This is a genomic window from Streptomyces sp. NPDC001530, assembly GCF_042894545.1.
Taxonomy (GTDB): Bacteria; Actinomycetota; Actinomycetes; order Streptomycetales; family Streptomycetaceae; genus Streptomyces.
In genome coordinates this window covers 123,748-141,960 of record NZ_JBIAVS010000020.1, presented here as the reverse complement: position 1 = coordinate 141,960, position 18,213 = coordinate 123,748, and the positions used below count along the sequence as shown (strand labels likewise).

20 protein-coding genes and 1 pseudogene are annotated in these 18,213 nt (G+C 68.8%); 11 read left to right on the top strand and 10 right to left on the bottom strand.

Features of this window, described 5'->3' with window-relative positions:
- The first annotated feature begins 419 nt into the window (after positions 1–419).
- Positions 420–632 carry a hypothetical protein gene (locus ACFY0T_RS35980; RefSeq protein ID WP_388880452.1) on the top strand — a complete coding sequence of 71 codons (213 nt, stop codon included), beginning with the start codon at positions 420–422 and terminating at the stop codon, positions 630–632.
- Between the two features lie 406 nt (positions 633–1,038).
- On the top strand, positions 1,039–1,251 hold the full coding sequence (locus ACFY0T_RS35975; RefSeq protein ID WP_388880449.1) for a hypothetical protein: 213 nt from the start codon (positions 1,039–1,041) through the stop codon (positions 1,249–1,251).
- Between the two features lie 38 nt (positions 1,252–1,289).
- Here ACFY0T_RS35975 and ACFY0T_RS35970 read toward each other — a convergent pair whose 3' ends face one another.
- Positions 1,290–2,522, bottom strand: a complete 1,233-nt coding sequence (locus ACFY0T_RS35970) for an FAD-dependent oxidoreductase (RefSeq protein WP_388880446.1) — start codon at positions 2,520–2,522, stop codon at positions 1,290–1,292.
- Between the two features lie 105 nt (positions 2,523–2,627).
- On the opposite strand from ACFY0T_RS35970, the gene ACFY0T_RS35965 reads away from it, so the two are divergent.
- Positions 2,628–3,854, top strand: coding sequence for a cytochrome P450 (locus ACFY0T_RS35965; RefSeq protein ID WP_388880443.1), 1,227 nt, complete (start codon positions 2,628–2,630; stop codon positions 3,852–3,854).
- Positions 3,855–3,952: 98 nt separating this feature from the next.
- On the opposite strand, the gene ACFY0T_RS35960 is transcribed toward ACFY0T_RS35965, so the two are convergent.
- Complete coding sequence (locus tag ACFY0T_RS35960; protein WP_388880440.1) at positions 3,953–5,053, bottom strand: sigma-70 family RNA polymerase sigma factor; 1,101 nt, start codon at positions 5,051–5,053, stop codon at positions 3,953–3,955.
- Positions 5,054–5,115: 62 nt separating this feature from the next.
- Here ACFY0T_RS35960 and ACFY0T_RS35955 point away from each other — a divergent pair, with 62 nt between their 5' ends.
- Positions 5,116–5,709, top strand: a complete 594-nt coding sequence (locus ACFY0T_RS35955; RefSeq protein ID WP_388880437.1) for a dihydrofolate reductase family protein — start codon at positions 5,116–5,118, stop codon at positions 5,707–5,709.
- 195 nt (positions 5,710–5,904) lie between these two features.
- Here the strand turns inward: ACFY0T_RS35955 and ACFY0T_RS35950 are convergent, their stop codons facing one another.
- Positions 5,905–6,810, bottom strand: coding sequence for a serine hydrolase (locus ACFY0T_RS35950; RefSeq protein ID WP_388880434.1), 906 nt, complete (start codon positions 6,808–6,810; stop codon positions 5,905–5,907).
- A 389-nt stretch (positions 6,811–7,199) separates the two neighbouring features.
- Between ACFY0T_RS35950 and ACFY0T_RS35945 the strand changes: the two genes are divergently transcribed.
- Complete coding sequence (locus tag ACFY0T_RS35945; RefSeq protein WP_388880431.1) at positions 7,200–7,376, top strand: hypothetical protein; 177 nt, start codon at positions 7,200–7,202, stop codon at positions 7,374–7,376.
- A 350-nt stretch (positions 7,377–7,726) separates the two neighbouring features.
- On the opposite strand, the gene ACFY0T_RS35940 is transcribed toward ACFY0T_RS35945, so the two are convergent.
- Positions 7,727–8,308: an HD family hydrolase gene (locus ACFY0T_RS35940; protein ID WP_388880428.1), complete on the bottom strand. Its 582-nt coding sequence runs from the start codon at positions 8,306–8,308 to the stop codon at positions 7,727–7,729.
- A gap of 12 nt (positions 8,309–8,320) precedes the next feature.
- On the bottom strand, positions 8,321–8,533 hold the full coding sequence (locus ACFY0T_RS35935; protein ID WP_388880668.1) for a hypothetical protein: 213 nt from the start codon (positions 8,531–8,533) through the stop codon (positions 8,321–8,323).
- On the opposite strand from ACFY0T_RS35935, the gene ACFY0T_RS35930 reads away from it, so the two are divergent.
- The 3 genes from ACFY0T_RS35930 (at position 8,532) to ACFY0T_RS35920 (ending at position 12,688) form a co-directional block, all read left to right on the top strand.
- A complete protein-coding gene (locus ACFY0T_RS35930) occupies positions 8,532–9,716 on the top strand; it encodes an NAD(P)H-binding protein (protein ID WP_388880653.1) in 1,185 nt (394 codons plus the stop codon). The genes ACFY0T_RS35935 and ACFY0T_RS35930 overlap by 2 nt on opposite strands.
- Positions 9,717–10,100: 384 nt before the next feature.
- Positions 10,101–11,888: an aminotransferase class I/II-fold pyridoxal phosphate-dependent enzyme gene (locus tag ACFY0T_RS35925; protein ID WP_388880426.1), complete on the top strand. Its 1,788-nt coding sequence runs from the start codon at positions 10,101–10,103 to the stop codon at positions 11,886–11,888.
- Complete coding sequence (locus tag ACFY0T_RS35920) at positions 11,888–12,688, top strand: phosphatidate cytidylyltransferase (protein WP_388880424.1); 801 nt, start codon at positions 11,888–11,890, stop codon at positions 12,686–12,688. The genes ACFY0T_RS35925 and ACFY0T_RS35920 overlap by 1 nt, the downstream gene beginning before the upstream one ends.
- 135 nt (positions 12,689–12,823) lie before the next feature.
- Here ACFY0T_RS35920 and ACFY0T_RS35915 read toward each other — a convergent pair whose 3' ends face one another.
- The 4 genes and pseudogenes from ACFY0T_RS35915 to ACFY0T_RS35900 all read right to left on the bottom strand — a co-directional run bounded on the left by ACFY0T_RS35915 (position 12,824) and on the right by ACFY0T_RS35900 (position 15,666).
- Positions 12,824–13,192: a transposase gene (locus tag ACFY0T_RS35915; RefSeq protein WP_388880650.1), complete on the bottom strand. Its 369-nt coding sequence runs from the start codon at positions 13,190–13,192 to the stop codon at positions 12,824–12,826.
- Positions 13,193–13,258: 66 nt separating this feature from the next.
- A pseudogene (locus tag ACFY0T_RS35910) lies at positions 13,259–13,622 on the bottom strand (erythromycin esterase family protein); the annotation flags it as partial.
- A 442-nt stretch (positions 13,623–14,064) separates the two neighbouring features.
- The gene (locus ACFY0T_RS35905; RefSeq protein WP_388880421.1) at positions 14,065–14,673 is read right to left on the bottom strand and encodes a DJ-1/PfpI family protein; all 609 of its coding nucleotides are present in this window, start codon (positions 14,671–14,673) and stop codon (positions 14,065–14,067) included.
- Between the two features lie 165 nt (positions 14,674–14,838).
- Positions 14,839–15,666 (bottom strand): enoyl-CoA hydratase/isomerase family protein, encoded by an 828-nt coding sequence (locus ACFY0T_RS35900; RefSeq protein ID WP_388880418.1) that lies wholly within the window; start codon positions 15,664–15,666, stop codon positions 14,839–14,841.
- A gap of 182 nt (positions 15,667–15,848) precedes the next feature.
- On the opposite strand from ACFY0T_RS35900, the gene ACFY0T_RS35895 reads away from it, so the two are divergent.
- From ACFY0T_RS35895 to ACFY0T_RS35885, 3 genes are all read left to right on the top strand, one after another.
- Positions 15,849–16,385 carry a winged helix-turn-helix transcriptional regulator gene (locus ACFY0T_RS35895; protein WP_388880415.1) on the top strand — a complete coding sequence of 179 codons (537 nt, stop codon included), beginning with the start codon at positions 15,849–15,851 and terminating at the stop codon, positions 16,383–16,385.
- 573 nt (positions 16,386–16,958) lie between these two features.
- The gene (locus ACFY0T_RS35890; protein WP_388880412.1) at positions 16,959–17,141 is read left to right on the top strand and encodes a hypothetical protein; all 183 of its coding nucleotides are present in this window, start codon (positions 16,959–16,961) and stop codon (positions 17,139–17,141) included.
- 133 nt (positions 17,142–17,274) lie between these two features.
- Positions 17,275–17,973 (top strand): hypothetical protein, encoded by a 699-nt coding sequence (locus ACFY0T_RS35885; RefSeq protein WP_388880409.1) that lies wholly within the window; start codon positions 17,275–17,277, stop codon positions 17,971–17,973.
- 58 nt (positions 17,974–18,031) lie between these two features.
- Here the strand turns inward: ACFY0T_RS35885 and ACFY0T_RS35880 are convergent, their stop codons facing one another.
- A complete protein-coding gene (locus tag ACFY0T_RS35880) occupies positions 18,032–18,190 on the bottom strand; it encodes a hypothetical protein (RefSeq protein ID WP_388880406.1) in 159 nt (52 codons plus the stop codon).
- Positions 18,191–18,213 lie beyond the last annotated feature (23 nt).

The window sequence follows — 18,213 nt, the reverse complement described above, 5'->3', positions numbered from 1 at the left end:
CGACCGCCACAATCCAGCGAAGGGACCCGCCGGCCTCGCACGGCGCAGGCCAGTCCTACTGCCATCACCCGGCCTGCCCGAGCACATGGATGGAGTCGGTACGCAACCGGCCACGTCATGTGAGCAGCCCCGTGGCCACAAGGCGGACGGACAGCCGGCCATGACTGCCGGCAGCCGAACGCATCGCGTCGTCACCCGCCGACCAAGCCCTGGATCCGCGCGACAACGCCCCAACGCCCGGGCACGCGCACTCACGATCATCCGACTGGAGCTCGCGACACCTGCGGCCGTTACGGCCCTCTCGACGGGTAGCCAAACGACCTATTCGGTAGGTTTGCACCCGAATATTCCGATTGCCCCTGCTGCTTGGCGGCAACAGCGCCGGGCCGCGGAGACGACGTGCCACGGAAGGAACGTGCGTGCTGCCCTTTGGATCGCTGGAGAGCCTGCTAAGCGCCATCGGTGAGCAGGCCACTCGCAGCCTGCTCGCTATCGACCCGCATATCGGCGCGGGCCACGCCCGGCACAATGCCGCGCAGGCCGCCGCCGCAGCCCGCGCAGAGCGACACGAGCGCGACGAAGTGTCCGCCTGGCTGACCGAGCGTGACCTCCCCACTGCGCCGCGCCCCTGACGCCGCAGCCCGGCTTGCGCCACCGAAGAACACCCCTGGCGCTTGTGGTGACCCGGTGCGGGCGCCGGGAATCGCCTCGCGCGTTGCCCGGCTGTACGGCAGCCCGCATCCACGGTGGGACCGCTGCTGGGCATCGTGGTGGAGGCGGTGGGTCCGTGCGTGGGGCGAGGCGTCGACGCCGGGGGAGCAGTCCGTACGCAGCAGCGCCCCACCGGGGAGAAGTCGGTGGGGCGCTGGGCTATGTGGGCGTGGCGGCGAGTCCCGTTCCGTCGGGAACGTGACCACCGTAGGCGCTGCCGTCGGACAGCCCGTAGATCACCGTCGTAGCTCGTGTGTTTGCGGAAGCCCTCGTACGGGTGGCCGTCCTCGGCGTGCGGTCCATGCCCGGCCGCCCCACTCTGGTGTCATGTCCGAGCGCCGCGTGATCGTCTACCCGCCAACCGAGACGGGCGGCCGCACCGTGCGCGTCGACGACAAGATCCTCGGCACCGCGTTCAGCCTCCACGACCTCACGGTGTTCCTGCAGAACGCCGGCCTGCCGGACTGGGACGAGCTGGACGTTGCCGAGTCAGGGCTGATCGAGTGGCATGGCGGCGGGCCGGAGGTATGGAAGTACTGACTTACTCACGGGACAACCTTGAGCTGTGCGCCCGCAGCTCACCGCACCGACTCGGCGGGCGGACGCTCGCGCACAGCGCCGTAGCCGATGAAGTACGCGGGCACGCGCTTGAGCCACGGTGAGGTGGTGAGTAGGTTGCTCATCCGCTCTGCCCGCCTGGCGTTGCCGAAGGGCGGGCGTCCGGCGAGCACGGGCGCGATGACCCGCGCGTGAGCGAACCGCTGTAGTGCCTGCGTCGCCGCCGTGGTCGGCCACCGGCGCCGCTGGACGCCGCGTACGTCCCGCAGGCCGACCACCCCCCTGCGCAGCGGTTCGACGAGATGCCGCGCGGCGGCCACTGCGTCTTCGACGGCGAGGTTGATGCCGATGCCGAAGACCGGTGACATCGCGTGCGCCGCGTCGCCGATGCACAGCAGTCCCGGACGGTGCCAGCGCCGGAGGCGGTCGAGCCGTACGTCGAGCAGCTTCACTTCGTCCCATGACGGCAGCGCATGCGTCCGGTCCGCGAGCCAGGGCACGGCGGCCGAGAAGTCGGCCATGAACCGCTCGAGACCGGCGGCGCGGCGCTCGGCGTCGGTCCCCTTGGGAATCAGCGCGGCGCACTGCCAGTACTCCCCACGGTCGATCATCGCGGTGAGGATCCGGTCGCCGGCGCCTCCCACAAGCCCGTGCGGGTCGCCTTCGCGCCGGGGCAGCCGGAACCACCAGGCGTCCATGGGGCAGGTGAACTGCCGCAGCCGCAGTTCGGGCCGCGACCGGGCCAGCGAGCCCCGCCCGTCGCAGGCCACCGTGAGGGTGGCCCGCAGTTCGCCAGTACGGCCGTCGGACGTGCGGTACCGCACCCCGGTGACCCGTCCGTGCTCCACCAGGAAGGAGGTCGCCTCGGTGCTCATCCGCAAGGAGAAGGACGGCTCTTTGCGGGCCTCGTCGGCGAGGAGGTCGAGCAGGTCCCATTGCGGCACCATCGCCACGTAGTTGTACGGGCCGGGTAGCGCGCTGAGGTCCGAGACGGTGATCAGCGAATTGTCCTTGCCGAGCGGCAGCTGGACCCTGGTCACCCGACGTTGCTGCAGACGGGCGAAGCGCTCCGCCAGACCGAGATCGTCCAGCAGCGCCAGGGTCGAGGGATGCACGGTGTCGCCGCGGAAGTCGCGCAGAAAGTCGCCGTGCTTCTCCAGGACCGTGACGGCCACGCCGGCTCGTGCCAGCAGCAGGCTGAGGACCATTCCCGCGGGGCCGCCGCCCACCACACAGCACGCTGTCCGCTCCATCGCAGCCCTTCCCTTCGGTGACATCCGCGACCCGAGTCAATAGGGCATATACCCTCAAAAACGAAGTACTTCGTCGTATGGGTTCGTGACGCCCCCGGAGGCCTGATGAGCCAGCAGCCGGTCCTTCTGCCCTACGCCGATCCGGCCTTCATGGCGGATCCCTTCCCGCTCTACCGGCAGCTGCGCGAGGACGGCCCGGTACGGCGCGCCGTCATCGCCGGCGGCCTCGAGGCATGGTTGGTCACGCGCTACGGAGACGGCCTCGCAGCCCTGTCCGACTCACGGCTGAGCAGCGATGTCCGCGATGCCTCGGACCCCCGGCTCCTCGAGCGGCTGCCCGCCACGGAGCGCGAGTCGATGCTGCGCAGCATGCTCCGCTCCGACCCGCCCGACCACACCCGCCTGCGCCGCCTGGTCTCCAAGGCGTTCACCGCGCGCAGGGTGGCCGAGCTGCGGCCTCGCGTCCAGGAGATCACCGACCGGTTGCTCGACGCGATGGTGCCCGCCGGCAAGGCCGACCTCGTCGAGGACTTCGCGCTGCCGCTTCCCGTCACTGTGATCGGCGAACTCCTCGGAGTGCCCGTCGCCGACCGGCACGACTTCCAGCGCTGGACCGACGACATGATCCGTCAAGGAGGCGAGCCGCCGGACCCGGTCCGGATGGACCGAGCGTGGCGGCAGATGCGCTCGTACCTGGCCAGACTCCTTCAGGACAAGCGAGCCCGGCCCGGGGACGACCTGCTCAGCGCGCTGATCGCCGCCCGGGACGAGGAACACCGGCTGGACGAGGACGAGCTGATCGCCATGGCTTTCCTGCTGCTCGTGGCCGGATACATCACCACGGTCAACCTGATCGGCAGCGGCATCGCCGCACTGCTCACCCATCCCGACCAGCTGCAGATGCTGCGCGACGATCCGGAACTGCTGCCTGGTGCGATCGAGGAGTTCCTGCGCTACGACGGACCGGTCAACCCCGGCATCGCCCGGTTCGCGCGCGAGGACGTCACCATCGCGGGAGTGACCATCCCGCGCGGAGCGACCGTGCTGGTCGCCTCCGCCATCGCCGACCGCGACCCGGCCCAGTTCCCGGACCCCGACCGCCTGGACATCTCCCGGCAGGACAACGCGCACCTCGCCTTCGGGCACGGCATCCACTACTGCCTGGGGGCGCCGCTGGCCCGGCTCGAGGGCCAGATCGCCATGGGAACCGCCCTGCGCCGCCTGCCCCACCTCAGCCTGGCCGTGCCGCCCAGCGAACTGCGATGGCGCTCGGGAGGTCTGCGCGGCCCCGAACAGCTGCCCGTCACGTTCACCTGCGACTACTCCAGCTGACAGCCCACCGCCGCACGTGCGGCACGCCCTAGGACACCCATGGCCCTCAGCAAGCAGCGCAACGTCGGCACAGGCAGATCATCTTCCTGTTCGGTTGGTTATCGGTTGGGGAGTGATCGCGGTAGCCCGAACCATGGGAGCACGCTGTTGTCGAAGCGGGTCATGGCGCAGATCCGGTCGCCGGTGAGGGTGAGGACGTAGAGGCCGGTCCCGTGGCGGATGCCGGATGTGGCGCGCAGGTAGGCTCCGAACGCCGGTTGACCGTTGGCTCGCGTGGGGATGAGGTCGAACCTGCGACCTGCGCGGAAGATGCTGGCGCAGAAGCGGGCCACGATGTCTCGGCCCTGGTATTCGAAGGGCATCGGTGGCATCGACATGAAGACGTCGTCGGTCAGCAGGACCACCAGCGCATCGAGATCGGCGGCCTCCCACGCGCGGACGAATTTCGCCACGATCGCATCCTCGGAGTGTGACTCGCGGGCGGGCGGCGGTTCGCGGTCGGCGGTCGTGGGCCGTCGGTGCTGCAGGCCGGCGCGCGCCCGTTTGAGGGCGCTTTTGACCGACTCGACGCTCGAGTCCAGCATGTCGGCCACCTCGCTGGCGTGGAATCCGAGGACATCGCGCAGGATGAGCACGGCGAGCTGGCGTGGCGGCAGGACCTGCAGGGCGGTCACGAAGGCCAGAGAGATGGATTCGGTCTGCTCGTAGCGGGCCTCCGGGCCGAGCGGCGCTTCGATGACGCTCTCGAGGAGGGCGTCCGGGTAGGGCTCGATCCAGACGACTTCGCCGAGCCGGGTCGGCTCGGGCGGTTCAACATGGGGCACGTCCCACTCCTTGGCCGGGCGTCGGCCGGCCGACCGGCGCGCGTTGAGGCACCGGTTGGTGGCGATCCGATACAGCCAGGTGCGCAGCGAGGCGCGCCCCTCGAACCTTGCGAAGCCTTGCCAGGCGGCCAGCAGCGTGTCTTGCAGGGCGTCCTCGGCGTCCTGGAACGATCCGAGCATCCGGTAGCAGTGCACCTGCAGCTCCCGGTGGTACGGCTCGGTCAGCTCCCGGAATGCCTCGCCATCCCCGGCCCGCGCCCGGGACATCAGATCGCCGGATTCCACCCTCGCGTCACCTTCTTCCCACACCTGGTGGCACTTCCCTCGTGTATGGACACCGGCCGAAGGGCGAAAGGGGCGGTTGGCGGGCGCCACTTTCTCGACGCCGCGGTGTCTACCTCAGTGGTAGCTGAAAACGCCAACCAGGGAGAACCAAGATGGGAAAGATCATCATCAGCGAGAACGTCTCGCTCGACGGTGTCGTCCAGGATCCGACCGGTGAGGAGGGCTTCAGGCGCGGCGGCTGGGCCCTCCAGATGGGGGACAAGGACCGCGAAGCGTGGGCCAAGCACTTGCTCGACGAGGCCCTGGGCGCCGAGGCCCTGCTGCTTGGTCGGCGGAGCGACGCGTGGTTCGCCGCGCGGTGGCTGCCCCGCAGTGGCGACTGGGCGGACAGGTTGAACAGCCTGCCCAAGTACGTCGTGTCCGCCACCCTCCAAGAGCCCAAGTGGAGCAACTCGACGGCATTCAAGGGCAGGGTGCTCAAGGGCGACGTGGTGGACGAGGTCTCGAAGCTGAAGCAGGAGCTGGACGGCGACATCGTCGTCTACGCCAGCGGCCAGCTCGTGCACACGCTGATGGAGCACGACCTCGTCGACGAACTGCGGCTCACCATGTTCCCGGTCGTACTCGGGGTCGGCGAGCGCCTCTTCGGCGAGATCAGCAACAAGAAACCCATGCGCCTCATCAACACCCGCACCGTTGGTGACGGCCTCGCCTTCCTCACCTACCAGCCCGTCAAAGACACCTAGGTCGCGTCCTGTAAGTCATCGGAGCCAGAGGATGATGGCGGCGATGGTGAGTTCGGCCTGGTCGTAGGAGGCGCGTCTTGGCGTATCGGGTCGCCAGGTCGCGGAACTGCGTGAGCCGGTTGAAGCAGCGTTCGACGACGTTGCGCTGCTCGACCCAAAGGCCGGGGTACACAGGGCGCGTCGACGGGTGCGCCGTCAGCGGGCGGTCGCCGAGGTGACAGCCGCCCGGGCCTCGCGTTCCACGAGCGCGATGCCATTCTTCATCGACGTGTTGCCGTCCGAGAGGACGGCGACGAGGTAGTGGCGTCCGCTCGCCGTGACCTGTCCGACGCTGTTGACGTCCCACAGGCCGGTCGTATTGCGCTGCAGCCAGCCGTTCTTCAACGCCCATCCGGAGCCGGCGGCCGCGGAGACGCCCCACGCCTGCTCGCCGGCGATGCGTGTCATCAGCGTGCGGATGTAGGTTCGGGACGCCTCGTTGAGCGCCGTGGAGCCCGCGTGTGAGGCCGGGCCGGTGTCGAACACGGCGCGCAGCAGCCGTATCTGGTCGCTCGCCGTCGTCCGCGTCAGCCCCCACTTGGCGCCGGGGCCACCCTTGGTCGAGGTCAGCCCCAGCCGTTTGTTCGCCGCTTCCAGGCCCGGCGCCAGGCCGATGCGCCGCCACAGCGCGTTCGCCGCCGTGTTGTCGCTGCGCTCGATCATCGCCTCCGCCTGGGCACGCTCCTGCGTGGTCAGGTCGTGTCCGGTGTCCTGCGCCTGGAGCAGTGCCGCTGCGAGAATGTCGACCTTGACGATGCTCGCGGTGTCGTACAGGGAGTCGTCGCCGTACACCGCGGGCTCCCGGCCCGTGCCGTCCATGTCGAACACCGCAGCCGTCACTCGCGCCTTCCGCTGGGGCTGCACGAGTGCGAGGAAGTCAGTCGTGGCGGTGTCGGGCCGCTCCGGCGCCGGGGCCGCGGCCGCTGGGTCGAGGGAGCCTGCTGAGAAGAGCGTCGCCAGCGAGGCCGCGAGAACGCCGGCGCGGACCGCGGCGCCCCTGCCGTGCGGCCTGCGCCTCCCCGCGCTCTGCGGGTACGGCAAGGGGGACGTTTGGTGCGGCATGGTGGGGAGCCTCGGCAGTTCATGGGGGAGCGGTGCAGAACTGCGAACGTATATAAAACGCCCTCTCCGCGACGTGACCGCTGCCACGACAGGGACCATTGGGGGTGAAATGTGGTGAGAAGCACAGGTCCGGGCGTGGGTGATTCCACGTGGCCCGCCGCCGCGATCTTTGACGCGGAACCGGACGGCTGAGGCGTCACCAGCAGCAGTCACGTACGTCTCAGGTGCCGGACGTGCTTCACCGGCGTTAGCCACGTCAGGCTTTCGTGTGCATCCGGTACGTCCCCGGTTGGCACGACTCAGGCGGCGGTGACGTGGCCGCGGCCTCGGCCTCCATCCGCACTCCGCCATAAGAGGCAAATGAGCCCACAAAAAGGTACAAAAGAGATGTGAGTAAGAAAGCCGAAACCCGGCACAGCATGGAGGAATGGGCTGACCGGATCCGGACGGTCTCCTCGGGGTCCGACCCCCAGGCCGCCCGCAAGCTGGCCAGCGACATCTACCGCGCCGCGCAAGAAGAACTCGAAGCCGAACGTGCCCGCGCGGAATTCGAACGCGAGGAATGAGCCTGTCCGCCTCTGTCAGCACCGCACGCTCCACGGCGAAGGGGCGCGACCTTCGCCCACGGCTCCACCTTCCCGTGGGGGCCTCTGAACCGGCGTGAGCGTCGGTGCCCTACTTCCGGCTGCAGCGATGCCGCCGCGGCCCGGTCTGCGTCCTTGCGGCTCCGCATACTGGCCTGGGGCCTGGGCCCTGGCCTGGAGCCTGCGGCTCTGTTGAGAGCCCGGTCCCCGTAAAGGGATGGGGCTGGTTCGCTTCACACGGGCGGCTGCCCTCCGTCGGCCACCAGGCTGACGCCGGTCATGAAGGCGTTGGTCATGGCGAAGAGCGCGGCCTGGGCGAGAGGCGGCGGCGTTCAGTCCTGTTTTTCGTCCAAGGCGATGCGCAGCCAGTCCAGAGCGCCCGTCTCCAACAGTTCGTCGGCCAGCTGGTTCGCTGTTTTGGTCGTCAGGCGGCCGCGGCTGTTGTCGATCCAGCGCTGCGCGTTCGCGTATCCCTGCGCCTTGTACTCGAGGCCCTGGAGCATGCACTCCAGCTTGTCGGCGTCCCGCGCGCATACCGCTTCGGGTGTCTCCTTTGCCTCGTACTCGGCGACGAGCTCCCGTACGGCCGAGGCCACCACGTCCGGCATGCCTTCGACCTGATCGGCGGTCACGGCCTCGGGGTCGCCGGCGGGCGCGTACTTCTTGCCGACATAGTTGACGTCGCCGGTCCGCGTCTCCTGAGTGTCGTGCCAGACGGCCAAGTACGTGGCCTTGGCGGGGTCGGCGCCCTCCAGCTTCGCGATGATCGTCGCGATGAGTGCCGTACGCCAGGAGTGTTCGGCCACCGATTCCGGATCGCGTACGCCAGCCATCCACCAGCCGGTGCGCTTGGTCTGCTTCAGCGTTCCCGCCTCGTACAGGAACCGGGCCACCGCGGACAGGTCGTCTGCCATGTCCGACTCCTCTCACGCCTCGGCGAGGCGGAATGCGTACCGGATGCTGCCGAGCTCTCGGTGCGCAAGCGTCGACAGCTTGCTGCTATCCAACATCACCGGGAGTCTGTCGCGCAGGGCGCGTCCGGCGGCACCCGAGTGGAGCAGGTTGGGGCGCGCCGTCAGCAGTGCTCGCGTGGTCGCCATCAAGGTCGGCTGGGGCTCGGACGGTGTTGCGATCACCATGCGTGAGGCGTCCGTACTGGCTGTGGTGGGCGGGGACGACACGGTGTTGGCGAAGGGGCACCGACAGGGGAGGCGTCGACTGCTTGTGGGCCTGGCACTCCGACAAGCTCTCCGCATCGCACCTTTTCCGGGGCGGCCGCCCACACCTCCTGGCACCCGAACTCGCGCGGAGCATCCACGACGGCGTACGCGCGGAGCATCCACGACGTGTACGGACCCGTCGCCCACACTAAATCCGCCGAGGTCTATGCCCTCGCCGCGGGGCTCTGTGAGCTGCCAGAGCGCCGTCCTGCAGCTGCAAGGCCTCGCCCGACTGGCTGCGCATCGGCGGATAGCACGTCTGCCACCTGCGAGAGGCCGGCTGCAGCGTCCGCGCCTTCGACGCCGCCGCACCCGCTCACCCCGCGCCCAGTACGTGACCGGGCTCGGCGCCACCTACATACAGGGCGACGTCGCCGACCAGGCGGCCATCGACCAGGCCATGAACGGCGTCAATGCCGTCTTCGCCGTCCCCGTCGGCGCCCCCGGCAACGACCTTGCCATGGTCGGCCACGCCGCACTGCTCATTGAGAGCGCCGAGCGGGCCGACGTGGACATGTTCGTGCAGACCACGGTCGCCGGCCTCGAACGCCACCTCGTCACGGGCGACTACGGCACCGGCTATCACTCCGACGAGTACGCCGCGGCCCGCCTGCGCACGTCGACGCTGCGTCGGTGGGTCGTACTGCGGCCGGTGACCCTGATGGAGAACTTCCTGCCGCAAGGCCCAGTTCATGTGCCCCTGGCTGGCCGAGGCCGTCTCGACTCCATCCACTCCCTCGACAAGCAGGTTCAGCTGGTCAGCGTGGTGGACATCGCCCGGTTCGCCGTGGCCGCCCGGCGCGATCCGCACCGCTTCGACCGGCAGATCATCGAACTCACCGGCGACGAGGTACGCATCGATGACGTCGCCGACGTCATCGGCGACGTCACCAACACCCGCATCACCTATCGGCCGTTGACGGTCGCCGACGCCCTCCGGGAGGGAATGTTCGCGGGTGTCGCACACAGCCAGGAATGGGCCAACCAGGTCGGCTACGGCGCGCCCAGCCCCACTGACGTCCACAAGACCTGGGGCATCGAGCCGATGTCCTTCGCCAAGTGGGCCCGCGACCACGCGGACCTCTTCGACGTACCGCGCTGACGGGTGTCCCTCGCCGAAATACGCCGGGGCGAGGCCGTCCAGATACTGAGCAACGAGCAGTGGGTGCTGGCGCGGGCCGAAGATCTTCCCCCGCAGCAGGGGCCGTGCGTTCTCAGGTTGCAAGATCGAGAACGGTGGCGATGTGGTCGGTACCTGACCGGTAGTGATCGATTGAGGCGGCGGTGTTCGTCCAGTCGATGGCCTGCACAACCAAGATCATCCTCGGAAGTCGCCTGCCACCGACGTCCGTGGTTGGGCGGAGCACGCGGGGGACGACTGCGCCTGAGTACGCGTACTTAGGTTGATTGTGTCGCTTGGCTCTGACGCGGCCGCTCTGCGTTCCCCACGATGAGATGGCCCCACCCCGCGTCGGAAGAGGTGCCCATGGGCCGTGACCTGCAGCTGCGCGCTGCCACTCCGGAGGATCTTGAGTGGATCTACGAACTACGTCACCGGGTGTACGCACGGGAGCTGGGCCAGCATGTGCCGGATCCGGCCGGGCGGCTTCGCGACGGGCTGGACGGCGACAACGTCTACCTGGTCGCGGCGCGAGGCGCGGCCCGAATCGGCTTTGTCAGCCTGACTCCGCCCTGGTTGGGGCGGTACGCGCTGGACAAGTACCTGACCCGCGACGAGCTGCCGCTGCTGACCGAGGGCGATCTGTTCGAGGTGCGCATCCTCACCGTTGAGCCGCGCTGGCGGGCCACCGCAGCGGCACCGCTGCTGATGTACGCGGCGCTTCGCTGGATCGCCGCCCGGGGCGGTCGCCGGGTGGTGGCGATGGGGCGCACCGAGCTGCTCACCATGTACCTGGCCGCCGGCCTGCGGCCGGTCGGCCGTACCGTCCGCAGCGGTGCGTTGACGTTCGAGGTGCTGACCGGAAGCGTGATCGAGCTGACGAAGCTCACGATGGACCGTTACCGCACCACGTTGGAGCGCCTGCGGTCCGAAGTGGACTGGCAGTTGGACGTGGCGTTCGCACCCGGGCCGGACGGTTGCGAGCACGGCGGCGCCTCGTTCGCCGCCATTGGCAGGGACTTCCGTAGCCTGCACCGGCGCCATCAGATAGTCGCGGCCGACGTGCTGGACGCCTGGTTCCCGCCGGCCCCCGGGGTACGCGCGGCGCTCGCGGAAGATCCGGCCTGGGCCGCCCGGACCTCGCCGCCGACCGGCGCCGAGGGCCTGCTGGCGGAAATCGCCGCGGCCCGGGCGCTGCCGGCGAAGACGCTCGCGGTCGGCGCCGGTTCATCCGACTTGATCTTCAGGGCGTTCGGTCAGTGGCTGACCCCCGAGAGCAGGGTGCTTCTGACAGACCCGGGCTACGGCGAGTATGCCCACGTCACGGAGAGGGTGATCGGATGCCGGGTGGACCGGTTCCGGTTGCGCCGCGAAGACGGCTGGCGGATCGATCCGGCCCGGCTGTCCGCTGCCGTCGGGTCCGGCCGCTACGACCTCGTGGTGGTGGTCAACCCGAACAACCCGACCGGACGCCACGCGCCGGCCGCTGAGCTGCGCTCGCTGATCGCCGCCGCGCCGGCCCGAACCCGCTGGTGGATCGACGAGGCATACCTGGGCTATGTCGACCTGGCCGAGTCGCTCGCCGGCCTCGCCGCGACGGACCCGCGGGTGGTGGTCTGCACCTCACTGTCCAAGATGTACGCGCTGTCCGGCATGCGGGCCGCCTACCTGGTGGCCGAGCCGGCCACCGCGGCGCAGCTACGCCGATGGACGCCACCCTGGCCGGTCAGCCTCCCGGCGCAGCTGGCCGCAGTGGCAGCCCTGCGCGACCCGGCGTACTACAGCGACTGCTGGCTTCGCACCCACGCGCTGCGCCGGCAACTGGCCGCCGATCTGGCCGGGTTGGACGAGGCCGTGGTGGTCGAGGAAGGTGTGGCGAACTTCCTCACCGTGACCCTGCCGTCCGGCGGGCCGAGTGCCGCACAACTGGTGAGCGAGTGCCGCCGCCGCGACGTATACCTGCGCGACCTGTCGCCGTTGTCGCCGGAGTACCAGGGGCGCACCGTGCGTATCGCGGTCAGGGACACCGCCGAGAATGAGCGCATTGTGGCTGCCTGTCAGGCTGCCCTGGACGTACTGCGGCCGCGTTCGGCCTCGTTCGTTTCAATGCCTGAGATGCCTGAGGGCGTTCCCGCCGCCGGATCCGCTCGGTGATGACCGTGGCCTCCCTGGCGCCCCACCTGGGTGGGGCGCTGGCACTGGGCGGCATTGCGGTGGCGGCGTCCCGGCGCCGCGAGCTGTTGATCCGGTGGTGCGCCTGGGCGGTCGGAGTGCCACTGGTCACCGGTGCGTTCTGGTTGGGCCGCCCGGGCGCCGCGGCCATCGCCATCGCCGTCGGGGTGATTGCGGTGATGGAGTTCGGCGGGCTGATGCGGCTGGGCTGGGTGGACCGGGTGGTGCTGGCCGCGGCGGTGGCGGGCGTGGTGCTGGCCGCCTGGTTGGCGCCCGGACAGGTGCTCCGGGTGGTCGCGATCGGGGCGCTCGCGGTGGCCGCGGTGCCGCTCCTGGCCGGCGACGCCGACCATGGCCTGCGCCGGCTCGGCGCCGGGATGCTTGGGCTGGCCTGGCTGAGTGTGCTGGCCGCGCTGGTGGTGCTTGGGGCGAGCGCGCTTGCGCTGTTCGTAGCGGTCTCGATCGCCGACATCGTGGCGTACTTTGCCGGTCAACGGCTGGGCGGGCCGCGGCTGTCGCCGCTGTCACCGGCCAAGCGATGGAGCGGGACCCTGGCCGGGGCCGTGGCCGGCCTCGGCGCGCTCGCCGTGCTGTCCGCGCTGAGCTGGCCGATGGCGGTGGCGGTGGCGGTCGGCGGCCCAGCTGGCGACCTCCTCGAATCCATGATCAAAAGAGGTGCACAGACGAAGGACGCCGGCCGCTGGCTACCCGGCTCCGGCGGCCTGCTGGACCGGATCGACTCGCTGCTCCTCGCGCTGGCCGTACTGCTTGTCCTGCGCTGACCCGCATCGGCCCGGCCGGGCAGGGGACACGGTGTCGAAGGACTGACGCCAATACGCGAACTTCTGTAGCAAGGCCGCGCTCACACCGACGAAGGATCGGCTCCTGTCCCACGGCTGATGCGTTCTTAGAGATCTTTACTGACTTTGGCTCGTCAGGGTGAGGTTGGGATGTCGAGGGCGAGGCCGGTTCCGGCGATGAAGCCGTCGAGGATCTCGGGCTGGTACTGGAGGCGTTTGAGCCGGTTGCGTACGAGAGTTTTCCAGGATGGCGACGACGGCGAGGTTGGCCAGGCTGCTTTTGACGTGTGCCAACACGCCTTCGACCGGGTTCAGGTCGGGCGAGTAGGCGGTCAGCAGGAATACCGTCAGCCACTCCCGCTCGGCGATAAACTGCCGCATTCTGCGGGAGACATGGGTGTTCAGCCGGTCCCACACCAGCACGATCGGCGCCCTGACGAGCTGGTGGGCGCCGTCGATCAGAGCGATGAAGTCGCGCTCGCCCATGCTGCGGCGCCTGCCCTTGCCCGCAGGGTGGCTCCGTAGGCGGTAGCACAGCCGGGTGCGGGAGCCGGTGGCCAGCCGCGGGGCGTCGATGGCGCAGCGGTCCTCCGGGAGCGCGTACAGGAGGCCTTCGACGGTGTCCGGTGGCGGGGTGTCCACTCCCTGGTGCCGGATCGTGCCGAGGGCCGTGGCCAGGAGGCGTACCGCTCGCCCAGGTGGGCGCTCACGATCGCGCCGGCGCTCCACCACTCCGGCGGCATCCCGCCCATCCGCATCGTGCTCTTGTCCCGCTGGAGATGGGAGTTGTGGGCGTGGATGAGTGCCGGGCCCTGAGCGGCGACGGCGAGGAGGTTGTGGGCCATCATCTGGTCCCGCAGGCCACCAGCCGGGTCATGCGGGCCGGTGAGGTGTCGGCCATCCAGTAGGGGTAGCGCGTTCGCAAGGCTGATCACCGGCACCGTCGGCCAGCACGCCGAGCTGGATCCCGAAAGAGCTGGAGTTGCTGGTGAAGGTCCGGCGCGGCGGTCCTGTCCGCGCGGGCCGTCAATGAGGTGACGGAATGCGCCGACGCCGCTGTCCCTCGGACGCTCTCCCGCCCGGGCGCCGCGGTTTCCTTGTCAGCCCCGACACCGGATCGTTCAGCGGTCCCTGTCGTGGATCACGCAGGCCCGCCGGAGTGTCCGCTGGGTTGGACGGCTTCTCCGGCATGCCGAGGCTGACATCGCCTGGGCCGCAATCATCCTGCCAGCCAGGGACCTTGCCCTGGGCGTGAACTATATGCCGCCAAGGAGTCCCCTTGGCGCGGGCCCAGAGCCACACACCTCCATGCGCTCAGGAGTGATCGCAGGCGGTCCCGGACGGCTGATGGCGGGGCGTCAGCGCAGTGCGAGCTCGCCTGCGTGGACGGCTCGCATGGCGCGCTCGACCGTCTCCTGATTTTCGCCGACTGGAGCCACGTAGTCGATGACGTCGCGCGCGGCGTCCTCTCCGAGCATTCGGGTGATCACCCACGTGGCGAGATACTGGGACGCCAGGCAGCCGCCCGCCGTGGCGATGTTCCCCTCGGCGTGGAACGGCGCGTCCAGCACGGTGACGTCGCAGGCTTCGACAAAGGGCCGGCTCTTCATGTCCGTGCACGCGGGCATGCCCTCCAGCAGCCCGAGCCGGGCGAGCACCAGCGCGCCGGAGCACTGCGCGCCGATCAGCTGTCGCGAAGGGTCGAGTGGCAGCTGGGAGATCAGCCGGTCGTCGGCGACCACGTCTCGCGTCTTGACGCCACTTCCGATCAGCACGACGTCGGCTTCGGTCACGAACTCCATCGGGCGCTGTCCGGTCACCTCGACGCCGTTCATCGAGGTGACCACCGGCGTCGGCGTCGTGATGAAGGCTTCCAAGCCGTCCTTACGGCATCGGTTGATCAGAGCGCAAGCGATGAAACTGTCGAGTTCGTTGAACCCGTCGAAGGTGACCACGGCTACCTGCATCACAACTCCTTCAAGCACGTCATCAGATGTGCGGTCTTTCCTGGTGCGCCGTCCGGCGCGAGAGCCGGTCGACGGCTGTGGGCATGCCTGCCGCTGCTTTCCCAGCGGTGCTCTTCACCGCGTGGAGCGGGGAAGCGCGCCGGCTGCGGCAAGGAAGTCATGCGTTCACAGCTCCCCGACCGCTGCACCGAAGTCGAGCTCGGTGCGGGAACGCTCCTGCATGCCACGCTGCATCAGAGCGCCCATCCGGGCGGTGCTCGATGCGTCGCGCGCCAGGATCTGGAAGAAGCCCGCGTCGACCTGGACGTCCTCCTTCGCCGGGAGGCCGACCGCGTTGATCCGGCGCTTGGCGAGCCGTACAGCCGCCTCCGGGAATCCGGCGATGCGCTCGGCGAGACGCTCGACGTAGGGAACCAGCTCCTGGTCGGGCAGAGCCTTGTTGACCACGCCGACGCGTTCGGCCTCGCGGGCGTCGAGGTCCTCGGAACCGAGGATCACCTGCATGGCCTGGCCGCGTCCGGCCAGCCGTACGAGCTGCTGGACCGCCCCCGCACCGGGGTAAGTGCCCAGACCCACCTCGGGCTGGCCGATCACCGCACGCTCAAGGGATGCGAACCGCATGTCGCAGGCATAGAGGAACTCTGCGCCGGCGGCGCGCGCCCGGCCCTCGAGGACCGCGATCGTGACGGGGCGTGCCTCGCTGAGTCGGCGGTACAGTGCACCGAGGCTGACGTCGTCCGGCCCGCCGGACGTCGCCGCCGTCGCCGTGTACTCGGCGATGTGCTCGACGTCCACATGCGGGATGAAGAAGTCGGCGTCTGCACTGCGGAAGACGACAACCCGCGTGCTGTCGTCGGAGTCGGTCGCGTCGAGCAGTGCGATCAGGTCTGCGACGAACCGCTCGTCGAGCAGGTTGATCGGGGGGTTGTCGATCGTGGCCCAGAGGACCCCGTTACGCAGTTCCGTCCGGATCGCCTCGTGCTTCTCGGACATCGGCTTCAGCTCCTCCGCCCATTTTCACTTGCTTTTTGCAAGTGCTACGACCAGCTTGACTGTTCCACTTGCAAAAAGCAAGTGATATTCTCGGGTGAAGCCGGGGCGGGCACCGGCCACCCGATCGGGGGTGGGTGCCACGTTGCTCCACAATTGCAAGTGACTTGCGAGGGGAGCCACCGATGAAGCGTCGAGAACTGGGGCGGTCCCCCTGCCCGATCGACCGCTCCTTGCACGAGGTCGGCGACACCTGGACATTCCAGATCCTCCGCGACGCCATGCACGGCGTCACCCGTTTCACGGACTTCAGCAAGAGCATCGGCCTCGCCACCAACATCCTGACCGCACGACTGCAAAAACTCGTGGCAGTAGGCATCTTCGAGATCCACGAGTCGGAACTCGGAAACTCGCACGAGTATGTCCTCACCGAGAAGGGACGGGACTTCCACACCGTCCTGGCAGCAATGCGCCAGTGGGGGCAGAAGCACCTGTTCGACGACGACGAGCCCATCAATCGCGTCATCGACGCCCGCACGGGCAAGCAACCCCAACCGATCACGCTCACCGCCGAGGACGGCAGGGAACTGTTCCCCGAGGACTTCCTCCTGGTCCAGTCGCGCGCGGCAGACCCCATCGAGACCGCCTTGCCCGTCGACACACCTCGCCGCCGCGCGGCACGACCCGGCCGCCCCCGCCAACGCTCGGCAGCACAGAACTGACCGAGTCTGCCCGGCGGCCGCGCCGGTGTGGCCGACCTGGCGAACTCAAGATCATGTAGTCGGCAAGGCCGACGTACTCAGCGGCGCCGCCCGCCGCAACGGACGCGCGGCCGCTGGAGACGTGGGCACACGGTGGACGGCGACGAAATGCGGCCGCGTCAGGCATCCATGTCATCGTGTCAGGCATCAACATCGCGGGGATCAGGCGTCGGCATTTCGAACCACACCGTCTTCCCTCGTCCGCTGGGTGAGTTGCCCCATCCGGAAGCCAGCGCGGAAACGATGACCAGTCCCCGCCCCTCTTGGCCTGGTCCTCCTCGCGCGTAACCGTCACGGCCTGCGCGAGATGCGGACCACTGTCACGGACCTCTACCCGTATGCGTTCGGGATACTTGCAGACGTAGACGTACACATCGCTGTTGCCGTGGACCAAGCCGTTGGTGACGACCTCCGACACCAGGAGTTCCTCGTCATCAGCCATGACGGACAGCTCCCACCCTTCCAGCCACTCGCGCAGAAGTCTGCGTACGAGCCGGGAACCTGGATCACAGGGTCTCCCCGACACCGCTGCTGATGGTGGTCGCTGTCAACGACACGGTCACCGTCACCGACCTGGCACTCGCCGCCTACGAACGGGCGCTCGAACCGAAGCGGCTGCAGCTGCTTGCGGGCGGCCACTTCGACCCGTACACCACCCAATTCGATCAGTCGAGCGCCGCCGCCCTCGCCTGGTTCCAAGGACCACTCCCCACCTGACCCACGCCATCGACGACGGCATAGCGACGATGCGTGGCCCGGCACTGGCCCATCCGGCCGAAGCAACGGCTCCTCCCGGACCGGCGAACGCAAAGCACGGTAGGAAACCAACATTGATGATCTACTCACCAAGGTGATTGAGGCGCATGGCGGCAGCGAACTCTGGCAGGAACTGACCCAGGCGCGAGCCACCCTTGTCAGTGGTGGCGACCTGTTCGCCCTCAAGGGCCTTCCGCAGGATGCCGCGCCGCGCAGGATGACCGTCAGGCTGCACGAGGAGCATGCCTCGGTACAGCCCTTCGGCGCTCCAGACCAGAGAACCGACTTCACACCCGGACGAGTGAGCATCGAGAGACTCGACGGGCACGTGGTGGCCGAACGCAAGGACCCTCGGACGTCCTTCTCCGGACACACACTTGACACACCCTGGGACCCGCTGGACCGTGCCTACTTCAACGGCTATGCGTTGTGGACCTACCTCACCACGCCCTTCCTGCTCGCCATGCCAGGGTTCACGGTCACCGACATCGAGCCATGGCGGGAAAGAGATGAGCTCTGGCCGGGGCTGCGTGCCACCTTCCCGCTCCACATCGCGAGCCACAGCACCCACCAGGACTTCTACTTCGGTCCCGACCGGCTCTTGCGGCGCCACGACTACTGCGTCGACGTGGCCGGCGGATTCGCCGCCGCACAGTACGTCTACGACTACGCAGAAGCTGACGGCATCGTGCTGCCCACCAAACGCCGGGCTTACCGCCGCGACGCCGACGGTCGCCCGCTCATGGACCATGTCATGGTTTCCATCGACCTCTGCGACGTCCGCTTCAGCTGACGCAGCCCTCGGTCGAGGTCCTCCTCCGTGCCTGTGTGTGAGACGCACAGCGCCCTCTTCAGGTACTGCGCAAGGAGATGAGTGGATGGAGCGCAAGAACATCGGCGTCCTGATTGATGCCGGGCAGGACGTTGGCGAAGACGATCCAGCCCCAGGCCGGCCGCCACATCAGCAGCACCGGCACCGGCAGAGCCACCAGCCGGCCGGCGACCAGCACGGGCTTGCGGCCGTAGCGGTCGG

Bases quoted from the DNA above. Each gene is read 5' to 3' on its own strand.
- ACFY0T_RS35965 (WP_388880443.1), top strand. From the start codon at position 2,628: ATGAGCCAGCAGCCGGTCCTTCTGCCCTACGCCGATCCGGCCTTCATG.
- ACFY0T_RS35920 (WP_388880424.1), top strand. From the start codon at position 11,888: ATGACCGTGGCCTCCCTGGCGCCCCACCTGGGTGGGGCGCTGGCACTG.
- ACFY0T_RS35970 (WP_388880446.1), bottom strand. From the start codon at position 2,522: ATGGAGCGGACAGCGTGCTGTGTGGTGGGCGGCGGCCCCGCGGGAATG.
- ACFY0T_RS35950 (WP_388880434.1), bottom strand. From the start codon at position 6,810: ATGCCGCACCAAACGTCCCCCTTGCCGTACCCGCAGAGCGCGGGGAGG.
- ACFY0T_RS35915 (WP_388880650.1), bottom strand. From the start codon at position 13,192: ATGGGCGAGCGCGACTTCATCGCTCTGATCGACGGCGCCCACCAGCTC.
- ACFY0T_RS35940 (WP_388880428.1), bottom strand. From the start codon at position 8,308: ATGGCAGACGACCTGTCCGCGGTGGCCCGGTTCCTGTACGAGGCGGGA.
- ACFY0T_RS35935 (WP_388880668.1), bottom strand. From the start codon at position 8,533: ATGGTGATCGCAACACCGTCCGAGCCCCAGCCGACCTTGATGGCGACC.
- ACFY0T_RS35955 (WP_388880437.1), top strand. From the start codon at position 5,116: ATGGGAAAGATCATCATCAGCGAGAACGTCTCGCTCGACGGTGTCGTC.
- ACFY0T_RS35975 (WP_388880449.1), top strand. From the start codon at position 1,039: ATGTCCGAGCGCCGCGTGATCGTCTACCCGCCAACCGAGACGGGCGGC.
- ACFY0T_RS35895 (WP_388880415.1), top strand. From the start codon at position 15,849: ATGAAGCGTCGAGAACTGGGGCGGTCCCCCTGCCCGATCGACCGCTCC.
- ACFY0T_RS35900 (WP_388880418.1), bottom strand. From the start codon at position 15,666: ATGTCCGAGAAGCACGAGGCGATCCGGACGGAACTGCGTAACGGGGTC.
- ACFY0T_RS35905 (WP_388880421.1), bottom strand. From the start codon at position 14,673: ATGCAGGTAGCCGTGGTCACCTTCGACGGGTTCAACGAACTCGACAGT.
- ACFY0T_RS35890 (WP_388880412.1), top strand. From the start codon at position 16,959: ATGGTGGTCGCTGTCAACGACACGGTCACCGTCACCGACCTGGCACTC.
- ACFY0T_RS35930 (WP_388880653.1), top strand. From the start codon at position 8,532: ATGCGTGAGGCGTCCGTACTGGCTGTGGTGGGCGGGGACGACACGGTG.
- ACFY0T_RS35925 (WP_388880426.1), top strand. From the start codon at position 10,101: ATGGGCCGTGACCTGCAGCTGCGCGCTGCCACTCCGGAGGATCTTGAG.